This window comes from Burkholderia sp. AU4i, from assembly GCF_000466765.1.
GTDB lineage: Bacteria > Pseudomonadota > Gammaproteobacteria > Burkholderiales > Burkholderiaceae > Burkholderia > Burkholderia cepacia.
This window is the reverse complement of the sequence record NZ_ASSI01000012.1, coordinates 115,416-129,262: the sequence shown is the minus strand read 5'-3', so window position 1 is coordinate 129,262 and position 13,847 is coordinate 115,416. Positions and strand designations below refer to the sequence as shown.

Annotated in this window: 14 protein-coding genes; 5 read left to right on the top strand and 9 right to left on the bottom strand. The window is 67.2% G+C overall.

The features are described 5' to 3' along the window. The 7 genes from L810_RS01775 to L810_RS01745 all read right to left on the bottom strand — a co-directional run. Positions 1-1,828 (bottom strand): type II and III secretion system protein family protein (locus tag L810_RS01775; RefSeq protein WP_051392127.1); only part of this gene is annotated, 1,828 nt, incomplete at its 3' end. Between the two features lie 97 nt (positions 1,829-1,925). After that, positions 1,926-2,765, bottom strand: a complete 840-nt coding sequence (gene cpaB / locus L810_RS01770; protein ID WP_042972805.1) for a Flp pilus assembly protein CpaB — start codon at positions 2,763-2,765, stop codon at positions 1,926-1,928. Between the two features lie 35 nt (positions 2,766-2,800). Next, a complete protein-coding gene (locus L810_RS01765) occupies positions 2,801-4,201 on the bottom strand; it encodes an ATP-binding protein (protein WP_021156635.1) in 1,401 nt (466 codons plus the stop codon). A gap of 32 nt (positions 4,202-4,233) precedes the next feature. Further along, on the bottom strand, positions 4,234-4,773 hold the full coding sequence (locus tag L810_RS01760; RefSeq protein WP_021156634.1) for an A24 family peptidase: 540 nt from the start codon (positions 4,771-4,773) through the stop codon (positions 4,234-4,236). 28 nt (positions 4,774-4,801) lie between these two features. Continuing rightward, entirely contained in the window at positions 4,802-5,008 is a 207-nt protein-coding gene (locus L810_RS01755) for a hypothetical protein (protein ID WP_021156633.1), read from the bottom strand. Between the two features lie 91 nt (positions 5,009-5,099). Beyond that, entirely contained in the window at positions 5,100-5,282 is a 183-nt protein-coding gene (locus tag L810_RS01750; RefSeq protein WP_021156632.1) for a Flp family type IVb pilin, read from the bottom strand. A gap of 140 nt (positions 5,283-5,422) precedes the next feature. Further along, complete coding sequence (locus L810_RS01745; RefSeq protein ID WP_021156631.1) at positions 5,423-5,614, bottom strand: Flp family type IVb pilin; 192 nt, start codon at positions 5,612-5,614, stop codon at positions 5,423-5,425. A 1,053-nt stretch (positions 5,615-6,667) separates the two neighbouring features. On the opposite strand from L810_RS01745, the gene L810_RS01740 reads away from it, so the two are divergent. Genes L810_RS01740 through L810_RS01725 form a run of 4 tightly spaced genes read left to right on the top strand, consistent with a single transcriptional unit; the run spans position 6,668 to position 10,752 of the window. Beyond that, a complete protein-coding gene (locus tag L810_RS01740; protein WP_021156629.1) occupies positions 6,668-7,909 on the top strand; it encodes a glycosyltransferase family 87 protein in 1,242 nt (413 codons plus the stop codon). After that, positions 7,906-9,285 carry a glycosyltransferase family 87 protein gene (locus L810_RS01735; RefSeq protein ID WP_021156628.1) on the top strand — a complete coding sequence of 460 codons (1,380 nt, stop codon included), beginning with the start codon at positions 7,906-7,908 and terminating at the stop codon, positions 9,283-9,285. The genes L810_RS01740 and L810_RS01735 overlap by 4 nt, the downstream gene beginning before the upstream one ends. 24 nt (positions 9,286-9,309) lie before the next feature. Next, a complete protein-coding gene (locus L810_RS01730) occupies positions 9,310-10,353 on the top strand; it encodes a glycosyltransferase family 2 protein (RefSeq protein ID WP_021156627.1) in 1,044 nt (347 codons plus the stop codon). A gap of 15 nt (positions 10,354-10,368) precedes the next feature. Further along, positions 10,369-10,752: a GtrA family protein gene (locus L810_RS01725; RefSeq protein WP_021156626.1), complete on the top strand. Its 384-nt coding sequence runs from the start codon at positions 10,369-10,371 to the stop codon at positions 10,750-10,752. A gap of 37 nt (positions 10,753-10,789) precedes the next feature. Here the strand turns inward: L810_RS01725 and L810_RS46810 are convergent, their stop codons facing one another. Together L810_RS46810 and L810_RS01715 are read right to left on the bottom strand one after the other, a co-directional pair. Next, entirely contained in the window at positions 10,790-11,380 is a 591-nt protein-coding gene (locus tag L810_RS46810) for a hypothetical protein (protein WP_155836095.1), read from the bottom strand. Positions 11,381-11,603: 223 nt separating this feature from the next. Next, a complete protein-coding gene (locus tag L810_RS01715) occupies positions 11,604-12,179 on the bottom strand; it encodes a GNAT family N-acetyltransferase (protein ID WP_021156624.1) in 576 nt (191 codons plus the stop codon). A gap of 461 nt (positions 12,180-12,640) precedes the next feature. Between L810_RS01715 and L810_RS01710 the strand changes: the two genes are divergently transcribed. Then, on the top strand, positions 12,641-13,843 hold the full coding sequence (locus L810_RS01710; protein WP_021156622.1) for an ATP-binding protein: 1,203 nt from the start codon (positions 12,641-12,643) through the stop codon (positions 13,841-13,843). Positions 13,844-13,847: the final 4 nt, after the last annotated feature.

Here is a 13,847-nt window from a genome sequence, read left to right as displayed (position 1 = left end):
CAGCGCGAACCGCTCGCCTGGATCGGCAAGGCCGCCACCGGCAACACGCAAGCGTTCTCGCCGAGTCAGCCCCGTCGGGCCGCGGCACGACAACCGCCACCGGCGCGGGCGTCTTCTGCGGCTCGGCCGGTACCGGCGGCTGCGCGTCCGCGCCTTGCGGCACACGCGATGCGGGCAGCGCGGCGGCAGCGGCGGCCGGGGTATCCGATTTCGGCGCCGGCGCGGGTGCCTGAGCCGGTGCCTGCGGCGCAGCTGCCGCGCCGTTCGCCGGCTGTGCGCCGGGCTTGCGGACACCGCCACGGCCTTCCATGTTGCCCGTCGCGTACACGTCGACTTCGTTCGGCTTCGAGAAGCTGTCGGTCGGCAGCGGCACGTCGGCGGTCTGCAGCGGCTTCACCAGGTGCGGCGTGATCAGGAAGATCAGCTCGGTGCGATCCTGCTGGAACGACGTGCTGCGGAACAGCGCGCCGAGCACCGGCACCTCACCCACGCCCGGGAGCGCCTTCAGCGCGCCCGTCACGTTGTCCTTGATCAGCCCGCCGATCGCGAACGATTCGCCGTCGCTCATCTGCACCGTCGTCGATGCGCGCCGCGTCGTGATCAGCGGCAGGATCGACGTGCCGCCGATGTTGGTCGCGCTCAGCGTGACACCCGTCTGCGACAGCTCCGACACTTCCGGCGCCACCTTCAGGCTGATCCGGCCGTTGGCGAGCACGGTCGGCGTGAACTTCAGCGCGACGCCGAACTCCTCTTCCTGCAGCGTGATCGACGACGTGCCGTTGCCGCTGCTCTGCGGGATCGGGATGAAGATCTTGCCGCCGGCGAGGAACGTCGCTTCCTGGCCGCTGATCGTCACGAGATTCGGCTCCGCGAGGATCTTGACCAGGTTGTCGGTGTTCTGCGCGTCGGCCGCGAGGTTGAACGGCTTGTTGTTCGCCTTGCTGAACGCGACGCCGCTCGCGACGCCCGCGAGCAGGTTGGTGACCAGCGCCCCGCTCCACGAACCGAACCCGCCCTGGATGTTGAGCGCGCTGCCCATCTGGTTCATCAGCGTCTTCGACACCTCGGCCACCTTCACCTCGAGCATCACCTGCTGCGGCGACGTGACGGCCAGCATGTTCAGCACGCCGCCGCCGCTTTGCTTGCCGCCCGCGGCCGGGTCGCCGGCGCTGTCGCCGTAGGCGCGCGCGATCTGCACGGCCTGCTGTGCGGCCTGCGAGCTCGACACGGTGCCCGACAGCACGATCGTGCCGGCCGCGGTCGTCACGCGGATGTCGCGCTCGGTCGGCATCAGCTGCTGCAACGACGCCTGCAGGCCGCCGGCATCCGCGCCGACTGCCACATCGATCACGCGGCACGCACCGCTCTTGCCCTGCACGATCATGTTCGTCGTGCCGACCGCGAGCCCGAGGATGTACAGCGTCTGCGGCGACACCATCGTGGCCTGCGCGACGGCCGGATTGCCGATCGTCCGGTTACGGACCGGCTCCGGCATCGGCACCAGCAGCGACTTGCCGAGCGGCACGCTGACGCTGGTCGATTCGCGCACGGCGCCGACGCAGTTCGGCCCGCGCAGCGGCCCTGCCGACGCGGCGGGCGCGGCGGCCGCCATCGGCGCCATGCTGATCGTCATCTGCATCGGCCCCTTGCCGACCGCGGCCGGCACGCTGGCGCCGCCCTTCGTCAGCGCCGCCGACTCGACGCCTTCCTGCGCGAGTGCGCCATAAACCGTGAGCCATCCCGAACAAAGGATCGCGGCCATCATCGTGCCCCGTGCGACGCGTGTGCGCAGCGGGCCGGTATCCGTGCATTGCGGTTTGATCTTCATTTCGTCTGATCCCCCGAGAGACCGGCTCCGTGCCGGTTATCGACTTCCAGGGCCGCCGCGTTGCCGGCGGCCGTTTATGTGACTGTGTTGATCTGCTTCAGAAACACTCGACGCTGCCCCTTACGCCCGTCAGCACGCCGACGCAGTCGCGCCGCGCTTCCGGCGCCGCATGCGATGCGACGTGCACGCGTACCGTCCGGACGCGAGCGGGCGCCGCGGGTGCTTCGGGTGCGGGCTCCTTGCCGAGCAGCGTCATCTTGGTCGCCCCGTCGGTGTTCAGCGTCTTCTGGTCGATCTGGTTGCGCAGCACGAGCGACAGCGTGCCGACGCTGCGCGCGAGGTCGAGCCGTTCGGCCTGGTCGGGCGTGACTTCCAGCGTCACCGCGTTGACGACCTTCGGCGCCGTGTCGTCACGGCTCACCTGCTGCGCGACGGCGAGCACGAGGATGTGCTCGAGCACGATCTTCGAGATGCTCTGCCCGTCGGTCTTGCCCTGCTGTTCCTGCGTGTTGACGATCACGTCGACGTAGTTGCCCGGCAGCGCGAAGCCCGCGACGCCGACCACGTCGTTCACGCGCACCGTGATCGCGCGGCTGCCGTCCGAGATCACCGCGGACAGCCCGCCCTTCGTGCCGACCGGCGCGAGCTTCGATTCGATCACCGGCTCGTCGCGCGACAGGCTGGTGCGTACCACGCGCCCTTCGAGCGCCTTGGTATCGGTGAACGCGCCGGCCGGCACGCTGCCCGACGGCCAGTTCACCATGCGGATCTGGTTCGGCCCGAGCGGTTCGCCCAGGTTCAGGTCGGTGGCCGCCACCGCAACCGACGTGACCGAACTCGTGGATGTCTGCATCAGCCAGCGGGACGCGAACACGACCGCGGCAAGACCCGCGACCATCGCGACGACCAGCATCAGGATCGCTCGACTGTTTTTCATGGCAATGCTCCTCGACGAATCGTGAAAGAAACGGCTCAACCGGTGATGAAGGTGCGTCCGCCGCGCTCGACGGGCGGCGGATGGACGCCTTCCCGTTCAGGTCCCGCGCCGAAATAGCTCGCCCACGCGTCGTACAGTGCGTCGTGCGTCACCTCGGCCGGATCGCCGCGATAGCGCGCGCCGGCGGCGACGAGTCGCAGCAGGTCTGCCGGGAAGCACGCGAGAAACGCCTTGCCGGTCGGCAGATGCAGGTGGTGCAGCAGGTAGTCGAAGGCATCGCTCGCCGCGACGAGGCCCAGCGATGCGCACGCCGCGTCGAACACCGCGCGGTAGTTGTCGATCGACAGCGCGCCGACGTGGATCTTCGAGCCGAGGCGACGCATGAATGCGTCGTCGCAGAACTGTTCGGGCGCCAGGTTGCTCGAGAACACGGGCCAGACGTCGAACGGCATCACGAAGCGGTTGCCGGATTCGAGCGTCATGAAATCGACGCCACGATCGAGCGGGCGCAGCCAGCGGTTGAGCAGGTCGCGCGGCTCGACGCGCTGGCGGCCGAGATCGTCGACGACGTACATGCCCATGTTCGCCTTCATGTGCGGCGGTGCCTGGTAGAAGCCCGCGGCTTCGTCGCGGCGCAGGTCGAGCTCGTCGAGCGTCAGTTCGCCGCCGGACATCACGACCGGCCGCTCGCACAGGCGCCAACGGCGATCGACCGACTGGCCGCCGGGCTGCGACGCCGCGTCGACATGCACGAGCGGGTCGTAGACCTGGATCACCTCGCCGGCCGCGCAGATCGCGTGCGGCACCGGCACGTAACCGCGCATCAGCGAGCCGAGCCGCTCGGCGAGAAAGGTCTTGCCGCTGCCGGCCGGGCCGTGGATCAGCAGCGGGCGGCCCGCATTGAGCGCCGCGGCCGCCGCGTCGAGCACCGACGTGTCGATCACGATGTCTTCGAAGGCGGCCCACACGTCGCTCTGGCCGATGTGCAGCTTGCGCACCGAATGAGCCGCCACGCATTCGAGATACGCGTCGAGCGTCACCGGCGCGGGCCCGCTGTAGCCGCTGCGCGCCCGTTCCTCGAGCGCCAGCACGCGGCCCGCGTCGGTCAGGCGGAACGTCACGTCGAGATCGGTCGCGCCGCGATGGGTGAGTTCGACGAGGTGCTCGCGCACCAGGAACGCAAAGACGTCGTCGAGCACGGCGAGCGGCAGGCAGTGCCGCTCGACCAGGTCGCCGTACGACGGGCGGCCGAGCATCAGCGTCGACTTCAGCACGAGGCCGGCAACGAACGTCTTGCTCAATCCCGTTTCGTCGAGCGAGCGCGGCGCCGCCGGCAATTGCGCGCCCAGCTTCGTGCGGGCCTCCCGCGACGGCAACGGATCGGGCAGATGGGCCACCTGCGCGTCGCGTCTCGGTTCGGTATGGTTCGTGTTCATGGTCGTTCGATCCTCGTTGCGGGTGCGTCGCGCTAGGTGTGCGACGCGAACAGCATGGCCAGCGTGCCGGCCGCGATCGCTACGCCATACGGCAGCGAGCCGACCGATACGATTTCCGCGGGGCCGTCGGCGGCCTCCCCGCGCGTTCCTCGCGAATGCCGCGCGATCAGCGCGCGGACGTTCGTCCACAACTGGCGCATCCGGCCGCGCAACAGCACGACCGCGAGCGAACCGATCCCGCCGGCCAGGAACGTGGCCAGCACGATGTAACAGGTCATTTCCGCGCCGACCCATGCGCCGATCGCGACCATCAGCTTCACGTCGCCGGCCGCCATCCCGCGCAGCAGGTAGAACGGCAGCAGCAGCGCGAAGCCGGTCGCCGCGCCGGCAAGCCAGGCGAGTGCGCCTGCCAGGACGCCGTGCAGCACGCACTGGACGACCAGCGCGCCCGCCAGTCCGAGCGCGACGAGGCCGTTCGGGATGCGGCGGGCCGCGATGTCCGTGCCGGCCGCGGATACCGCGAGCAGCGTCACGCACAACGGAATCGGGTAAGACGGCGCAACGAGCAACATGGCGAACCCCGCTGAGCGAATCGAAGGATCAGGAAACCATTGCCAACGCAGTGGCCACGGCGGCCATGACGGCCGTTGCGATCACCGCGTACGTATTGGCAAGCGAGCCTTTCGGCGTGACGACGCTGCCCAGCACCGCGACGGCGAACGTCGCCGCGACGGATGCATACCCGATCGACGTCGCGCGCTGCTCCGCGCCGATCCTGGGGCCTGCGACACGCACCCTGGTTTGCATGATGGTCTCCGGTTCCCGGTCATCCGATGCGTGGGAGCGGCTCGATCGCTGCACCGGCCGAGCCGTCCGCACGCTCTGCTTTTCAACGGCCTCACACGGCCGCGGTCAGGTCGGCAGCGATCGTGGTGAACACGGTCTTCAGCTGCGTGCCGACCGCCGTGACGGCCACGATGATGCCGACCGCGATCAGTGCTGCGATCAGGCCGTATTCGATGGCGGTCACGCCGTCTTCGTCGCGAACGAAACGGGCGGCTTGTTGAATGAACTTGGTCATGGTGATCTCCTTGCGTGGTGACTTTCAAAATCCTCGGGTGCCGGCTGGTCGGTTGACCATGCATCGATACGTCGAGGCAGGGTGTTGCTGCCGTGTGGTGTCGACGAGCGATTCGAATGTTCCGTTCGTCGTACCGTCCATCAGAGTGCTGTTACCGCCGAGTCCAGACTCGAGGCGATCGTGCTGAACACGGTCGACAGGTCCGTACCGATCGTCGTCAACGCGACGACGATGCCGAGTGCGATCAGCGCGGCGATCAGGCCGTACTCGATGGCCGTCACGCCTTCCCGATCCTCGACGAACCAGGCGATCTTTTCGATGACTCTTGTCATAAGTACTCTCCTTTCGGACTGCTATTGAATACCCTTCGTCTTGTGCGACGTTGGGACGGGCACCACCGGCACTACGCGAAAAATCGGAACGCGACGCTCAGCTGCGGGAACGGGGATGCACATCCCTGTCCGCGCGAACGGGTATCAGTGAGGCAGAATGCGAGAGAGGCGCGTACGGTGCGACAGGTCGGACAAGCCGGGCAATCCGGTCGACCGGAACGGCACGACGGCCGTTCGACGCATGGAATCCAGATGAAAGGGAAACAATCTCCCGGATAAGCTGCAATATGTTTTTAATCCGGTTCTCGAACCGTGATGTGCTGTGGTCTTTCATTTTTATTCCCCATATTCGGCCATGCCGACTTTTTATTGCCCTGACGATACCGGGGCTCATTGGTCACTCGACGAAGGCTTGCGCGGTTGATCGACCTGGAGCTGCGTGTTCCCCGACGCGCTCCTGCCCTTCTTTCCGCCGGTGATTCCGATGCGGGTTCCGTCTGTCTGTTGCCGGAACCGCCCGGTCGTCACCTCGTCGACTGCCGTGCCAACGCATACGCAAAGAGCAGGCCACCTCGAGCGGAATCGAGATGCATCAAGGGTTCCGGCGATGCCCGGGTTCCCCGGCCGGGGGCCCGGCGCGTGAAATGTTTCAAAATTGATATAGGTTTCCGCGCAAGCGTTGCAAGCCTGAATGCCTGCCGCCGCGCTCCGCCAAGGACCCAAAAAATTTTCTCGGGACTTTCCCGCACACGCGATACGACCTGCGCCTCATGTGGCCGGCCGGATGCCGAGCCGGTCAAATTGGCCGAATGTTTCAAAGCAGAAACATGAAATCCGGAAACGTCGATTTCTCATACCTGAAAACACCATTTTCACGTGCGTCACCGGTCAATCCGGATTCCGGCTTTCAGCGGGCGATTTGCATCACGCGATTTTTTCTTCAACAATGAATTCACCGGACGACGCGATTTCAATGCGATTCGATCCGCAGGCACGACAGAACATGAAACGGCTGCGACAAACCATGCAGCCTCTACACACATACGGGGAATCATGTACACAGCCAATCGTGGGTCGCGCGTTCGCGCTATACGCTGTGCTCAATGGCTCACAGCCGACCGGATCGTTCCGTACAGCTGCATCATGCTGATGCTCTTCGCCGCGTTGCTGATTGTCTGGGGCTTCGTGACGAACGGCTTCACGTCGAACGCCGCCGTGCGCCCGGGCGTCGACTTCTCCGTCTTCTGGACCGCATCGCACCTGGTGTTGCAAGGCCATGCCGCATCGGCCTACGACCCTTCCTTGTTCCTGCAGGCCGAGCTCGCACAATTCGACACGTATTTGCAGCACCGGTCGCTTCCCTGGCTCTATCCACCGACGATGTTGCTGTTCATCGCTCCGGTTGCCCTTGTGCCTTTCCTGCCCGCATATTTCCTCTTTTTCGCGGGCAGTCTTTTATGCTACGCGCTCGCCGTCTCGCGGTTGTCGGGATTGCGCGCGCATCTTCCGGTGCCGCACGCCGCGGCGATCGTCGTGGTCGCGTATTCGGCGGTGTGCATGTCCGCGCTGTTCGGCCAGAACAGCATCCTGACCGCCGGCCTCGCCGCACTCGCGCTGCATCTGCTCGGCAAGCGCCCGGTCGCGGCCGGCGTGCTGATCGGGCTGCTCGCGATCAAGCCGCAGCTGGCCGTGGTGTTCCCGTTCGCGTTGATCGCGGCGCGCGCGTGGCGCACGTTCGCGGCGGCGGCAATCAGCGCGACGCTGTTCGCGGCGGCCGGGATCGCGCTGACCGGTACGGGCGCACTGCATGGGCTGGGCGACGCCGTGGCGACGGTGCGCGGCCAGCACTTCATGCTGCCGTCCTACTGGCTCGCTTCGCCGACGCCGTTCGCCGCGCTGCGGCTCTCGGGTTTCCCGGTGCCGGCTGCCCTGGCCGCGCAGGCCGCGATCGCGCTGCTCGCGATCGCAGCAACCGTCGATGTCTGGCGGCGCACGCCCGACATGCGCCTGCGCGGCGCGGTACTGGCCGTCGCCACCTTGCTGACTACACCGTATCTGTGGCACTACGAGCTGACCTGGCTCGGGATCGCGATCTTCTGCCTGATCGCCCACGGCTTCGATGAAGGCTGGCTGCCCGGCGACCAGGCCGTGATCGTGCTCGCCTGGCTGCTGCCGATCTTCGAAATGCTGAACCGCCTGATGAAGCTGCCGCAGATCGGCCCGATCGTGCTGCTTGCCGTGCTGTTCGTCGTCGTTCGCCGCACCGCGCAGTACTCGCCCCGGAGCTCGCGATGAAAACGCCCCATTCCGTTTTCCACGCCCGTCCCGAGACGGATGCGCACCCGGAACTCCCGATCGCCGGCCCGCGCCGTTATCCTCACTGGCTCAATCGAGATCGCGTGCGCGTTTATGCCGGCGCCGCGTTACTGGGCGAACTGCTGTTCATCGGCATCTACATCGCCCGAATGTACTTGCAGCATGGCGCCGCGCTGGTCCCGCTGTCGGAGGATTTCTCCGCGATCTGGAGCGCCGCATGGCTCGCCGCGCACGGTCGTGCCGCCGACGTCTGGCATTTCAGCGCGTTGTTCACGATCCAGCAACTCGCCGTCCCGGGAATGAATCTCGAGGACGGCATGCTCCTGTGGCTCTATCCGCCCAGCATGCTGTTGCTGGTCCTGCCGCTCGGCTGGCTTCCGTACACGCCGGCCGTCGTGCTCTGGCTTGGCGTCACGTACGTGCTGTTCGCCGTCGTCATGCAGGCGACCGTGCAGCGCGGTACCGCGTGGCTGTGCGCGCTGGCCTTCCCCGCCGCATTCATCACCGTCGTCATCGGGCAAACGAGCCTGTTTACCGCGACGCTCGGCGGCCTCGGCCTGTTGCTGCTGAAGCGCCGGCCCGTCTGGGCCGGGATCTGTTTCGGCATGCTGATGATGAAGCCGCAGATCGCCATCCTGTTCCCGCTCGCGCTGCTGTGCGCCGGCCAGTGGCGTACGCTGGCCGCGTGGGCCGCGACGATCGCCGCCTGCGTCGCGCTCGCCACGCTCGCGTTCGGCACCGACTCGTGGATCGCGTTCGCACACGGGATGCACGATGTCTACCAGGTCATCAGCACCGGCCATGCGAAGCTCGCGCGGATGCCGACCCTGTTCGCGCTGGCCGCGATGGCAGGCCTGCCCGCTTCCGTCGCCAACGCCCTTCAACTGCTGTCGGCCGCGGTCGCCGCGATCGCCGTCGTCTATGCGTGGCGCGGCGACTGCGCGTACGCGCTGCGCGCCGCGACGCTCGCGTGCGCGTGCCTGCTCGTCAGCCCCTATCTGTACGACTATGACCTGACCTGGTACGGCCTCGTGATCGCGTGGTACGCGCGTTATGCGTGGACGCACGGCTGGCGGCGCTTCGACCGGGAATGGCTGACGCTGCTGTGGCTGACGCCGCTCGCGGGCCTCGCGGTCGTGCCGCATCTGTCGTTCCAGTTCATGCCGCTCGTCACGCTGGCGTCGCTCGGGCTGCTCGTCAGCCGGATCGCCCGGGACCGGCGCGACGTGCCGTCGATGCCGGACGCGCGCGATCACTCGACCGACACAGCGTTCACCCATTCGGCCAGAACGCACCACCGCCCGGCGTACGGATTGCGCCGCACCGGCCGACCGACCATCGGCGCGCATCGGTGAAGCGACATCACAGGGGAAATCATCATGCGGGAACCACTCTATATACCGCTCGTATCGCTGGTCGTGCCGTTCTATAACGAAGGCGAGGCCGTCGAGCGCTTCTTCGACGTCGTGATGCCGTTGATGACGTCCATCGACGGCATCCGGTTCGAGATCGTCTGCGTGAACGACGGCAGCCGCGACGACACGCTCGAGCGGCTGATCCGGATCGGCACCGGCGAACGGCGCGTGCGAGTGATCGACCTGACCCGCAACTTCGGCAAGGAAGCGGCGCTCACGGCCGGTCTCGACGAAGCCCTCGGCGACGCGGTGATCCCGCTCGACGCCGACCTGCAGGACCCGCCGAGCCTGATTCCCGTGATGATCGAACACTGGCGCGACGGTGCGGAAGTCGTCGCCGCGAAGCGCAGCAACCGCGCGTGCGATTCGTTCGCGAAGCGCACCGCGGCCGCGATCTACTATCGCGTGCACAACCTGCTGTCGGACGTGAAACTGCCGGAGAACGTCGGCGATTTCCGGCTGATGGACCGCAAGGTCGTGAACGCGCTGCGCAGCCTGCCCGAGCGGCATCGGTTCATGAAGGGACTGTTCGCATGGGTCGGCTACCGGACGGTCATCGTCGAATACCAGCGTGACGCGCGTAGTGCCGGGCACTCGAAATTTTCCGGCTGGAAGCTGTGGAATTTCGCGCTGGAAGGCATCACCAGCTTCAGCACCGTGCCGCTGCGCAGCTGGACCTACATCGGCGTCGGCATCGCCGCGCTCGCGTTCCTGTACGGCGCGTTCATCATCCTCCGCACGCTGCTGTTCGGCAATCCGGTGCTCGGCTACGCGTCGCTGATCTCGGTCACGCTGTTCATCGGCGGCATCGAGCTCATCGGGATCGGTGTCGTCGGCGAATACATCGGGCGGATCTACGACGAGTCGAAGCAACGGCCCGTCTACCTGATCCGCCGCCGCTACCAGACGCACGGCAAGGTGGTCGAACTGCGGGTCGCGCGCGATGCGCGCCGCCAGAGCGCTCGCCGGCGCGTGCAGCCGACCCGTGCGCGGATCGGCGAACGCTGACGCGCGGCGACGGCCATGATCGGCCTGCTCGATGCCGAGCGCACGCGCCTCGTGCGCTTCGGCGTGTCCGGCCTCTGCTCGACCGCGATCCACACGCTGGTCGCGGCGACGCTGTTCGCGCAGTTCGACGCGACGCTGGTGACGGCGAACACGATCGCGTTCCTCTGCGCGACGGCGTTCTCGTATCTCGCGAACACGCTGTGGAGCTTTTCGTCGACGGTGCGCACGCGCAACGCGGTGCGCTTTCTCGCCGTCACGCTCGCCGGCTTCGTCGAAACCCTGCTGCTCTCGCGCGCGGCCGAGGCGCTCGACGTGTCCCGCGCAATGAGCATCGTCGCGATCGCATTGCTGATTCCGCCGACGACGTTCCTGCTGCACCGGCTCTGGACCTATCGTTGAACGCCCCTCCCCGCCGCCCCCGAAAATAATCGGTCATTCAATTAACGCGGGCTTCCAGATCATCGCGTACGGGCTCACGCCCGGCGGCGTCCGCACACGGCTCAATGTCGCGCTGATCGTCGCCAATCGCAACGTCGGCCTGATGTGGGCCGCGCTCGGGCTCGCCGCGACGCCCACCATGGCGCTCGTGTTCACGTGCGCGCAGTTGCCGATCTACACGCTCCCGCGCGTCGTCCGGCATCTGCTGCCGCGCCTCGAGGCACAGCGCCTGCGCCGGCGTGCACGTTAGCCGGCGCGCGACGCTCTCTTCTTCTCCGATCAAGGATCCAGCATGAAGCGACTCATCGTGATCGGCGCACGCGCCACCGGCAGCAGCCTCGCGCTCGTGCGCGGCGCGCTCGCCCGCCAGGTGGCCGTGACCGTCATCACCGCGCCCGGTCACAGTCTGGACGGCGTCTTTCCGGACGGCGTCGAGACGATCCATCTCGAACCCGATGCCGCGCTGCTCGCCGGCTGGCTGCGTGCGCGCTATCCGGGCGAGATCGACACGCTGCGCGTGACGACCGCGCACGACACCTATGCGCGCACCGCCGCGTGGGTCGCCGACGCGCTCGGCCTGCCCGGCCAACAGACTAACCGGCACGCGCGTTCAAACCGCCATCACACTGGAAACCGCGGGGCGGCCGCAAAGCGGAATCGGCCACCCGTCCACATCACGCCGCGCGGAAACGGGCGAACACCACGTGGCGGATTCGGCAAAGCTACACTGCCGGCCGGTACCGCAGCCTTTTCACGGGCGGCGCATCGAGCGTCGGCTGATGCGCCGCATGCGAAGCGGCTGACCTGCACCGTCACAGATTGCGCCCCAACAACTGTCCCGGCCACCCGTCCACGTCGAAGGTCGACAGCCGCTCATACCCGCAAGACTCGTAGAAGCGCACCAGTGCGCCGGTCCCGCCCCCATAACAATCCACCCGCAAGCGCGCCACCCCGGCAGCCCGGGCGCGCTCATCCGCAAAGGCCATGAGCCGCCGGCCGACACCACGCGCCCGCGCATCGCGCGACGCAACCAGCACCCTCACGTAGATTTCCGGCTCGGTCGCGGGCGGCACATAGGGCATCGATTCGCCCAGGATCAATGCGCCCAGGATGCGGCCGTCGGGCGATTCGGCCACCCACGCGTCGGGCAGCGCACAGGCTTCCGTCACGAGCGCAATCCGCTTCGGTTGCGTCGACCAGGGCTCGCGGCCCCATTGCCCGTCGTTGCCGATGTCGACGAACCACGCAATCACTTCATCGAAGATCTCCAGCACGGCCGGCGCATCCAGCGCGCTGGCACGTCGGATCACCCGCTCGTCCGTTCCTGTCACCGTCACGTTCAACACTCCTTCGCCGGAGTCGACGACCGGCGCATGGTTGGATGTCACACACCAGGCGACTCAAGGAGGCGCGATGGGAGCCTGGCGATCAAGCCTGCTACGGTACTGAAATTCCAACCTGTTGATCAAGGCGTGACGGCCCACGATCCGACGTGACGGATTGGCTTCGTCGAACGCCCCGGGAGGTCGGCGTCAGGCGAGGGGCCGAACGACGATGACGCGCGTGGAGGTTGCCGACGGACTGCGACACGTCGCGGCATTGCAGACGGATCGGGACGATAAAAGCGGTTCGATTCCGTGGCGAGGGTGCCGAACGATCATGCTGCAGCGCATTACACCTGGCCATCACTTGATGACGGCAGGCCGACGCGCCGCCTGCTACGCACCGCGCCGCATCGAAACGAAAGGAAACGATTCCCGCGCGAATGTCACCCTTCGCGGCAAAAATATACAATCGTCGCGATGCATCGAAGGCATGAAGCGCCGGCCGCCCACTCTCGCTCGCCACCATGAACGCACCCGCTGACCCCACTCCCTCCGCCCCGTCGGTACTCGGCGTCTATCGGCAACTGGCGGACCCGTCCGCCGGGCAATGGATCGTCAGCCGCTCCGAACGCGCGCACATGTACCGCATCCAGCATCATCGTCCCGACGGCAGCACGTCGGTCGATACGGTCGTCGACGCGGACAACCTCGATGCGAAGCTGCACAAGTGGATCCAGGAAGGTTTCGTCCGGCGCGAAACGGGCGACCATGCGGCCCCCGCGCATCGCGACCGGTTCATGCAGGACCTCCGGCACGCGCACGCATCGCGACCGGTGGCCACCGGCGATGCGGCGCACGTCGTGCAGGTGGGCAGCGTGTCGATGCCGCGCGGCCCGGGCGGGCCGCTCGTGCCGCCACGGAACCCCGCCTACCTGTTCACCGCGCGCGCGACGGACGTGCTGGAAGACATCGTCGAGAACCGGCGCATCCTGTTGATCGGCCACACCGGCACCGGCAAGACGAGCCTGATCGAGCAGGCCGCCGCGCTGGCCGGCCACGGCGTGCTGCGCTCGAACATGAACGGGCAGACGACGGTCGGCGACTTCGTCGGGTTCTGGACCGTCAAGGGCGGCGAGACCCGCTGGGTCGACGGCGTGCTGCCGACCGCGATGCGCGAGGGGCTGTGGCTCATCGTCGACGAGATCGACTTCGCGGAACCGGCCATCCTCGCGGTGCTCACCGCCGTGCTCGAACCGGCCGGACGCCTGTTGCTCAAGGAGAAAGGCAACGAGATCGTCGTCCCGCATCCGTCGTTCCGGCTGTTCGCGACCGCCAATGCGGCGGGCGCGATGGGGCAGTTCCGCCATCTTTACCAGGGCGCCAACGTGATGAACGAGGCGTTTCTCGACCGCTGGCGCGTGTACCGCCTCGACTACCTGCCGCCGTCCGACGAGGCGCGCGTGCTGCAGCGCACGTTCGGCGCGGCCATGACCGAGGCGATGGCCGGCACGCTCGCGGCGATCGCGGCGGACTGCCGCGCCGCGTTCGTCCGCGAGGATCTGGCCAGCGCGTTCTCGACGCGGCGCCTGATCGACTGGGCCGACCTGATGCTGCGCACCGGCGACCCCGAAGCGGCTGCCGGCCCGACGATCTATGCGAAGGTCGGCGCGGAAGACGCCGACCTGATCCGCAGCGTCATTCGCCACTACATCGACGTCGGGGCCTGACGCG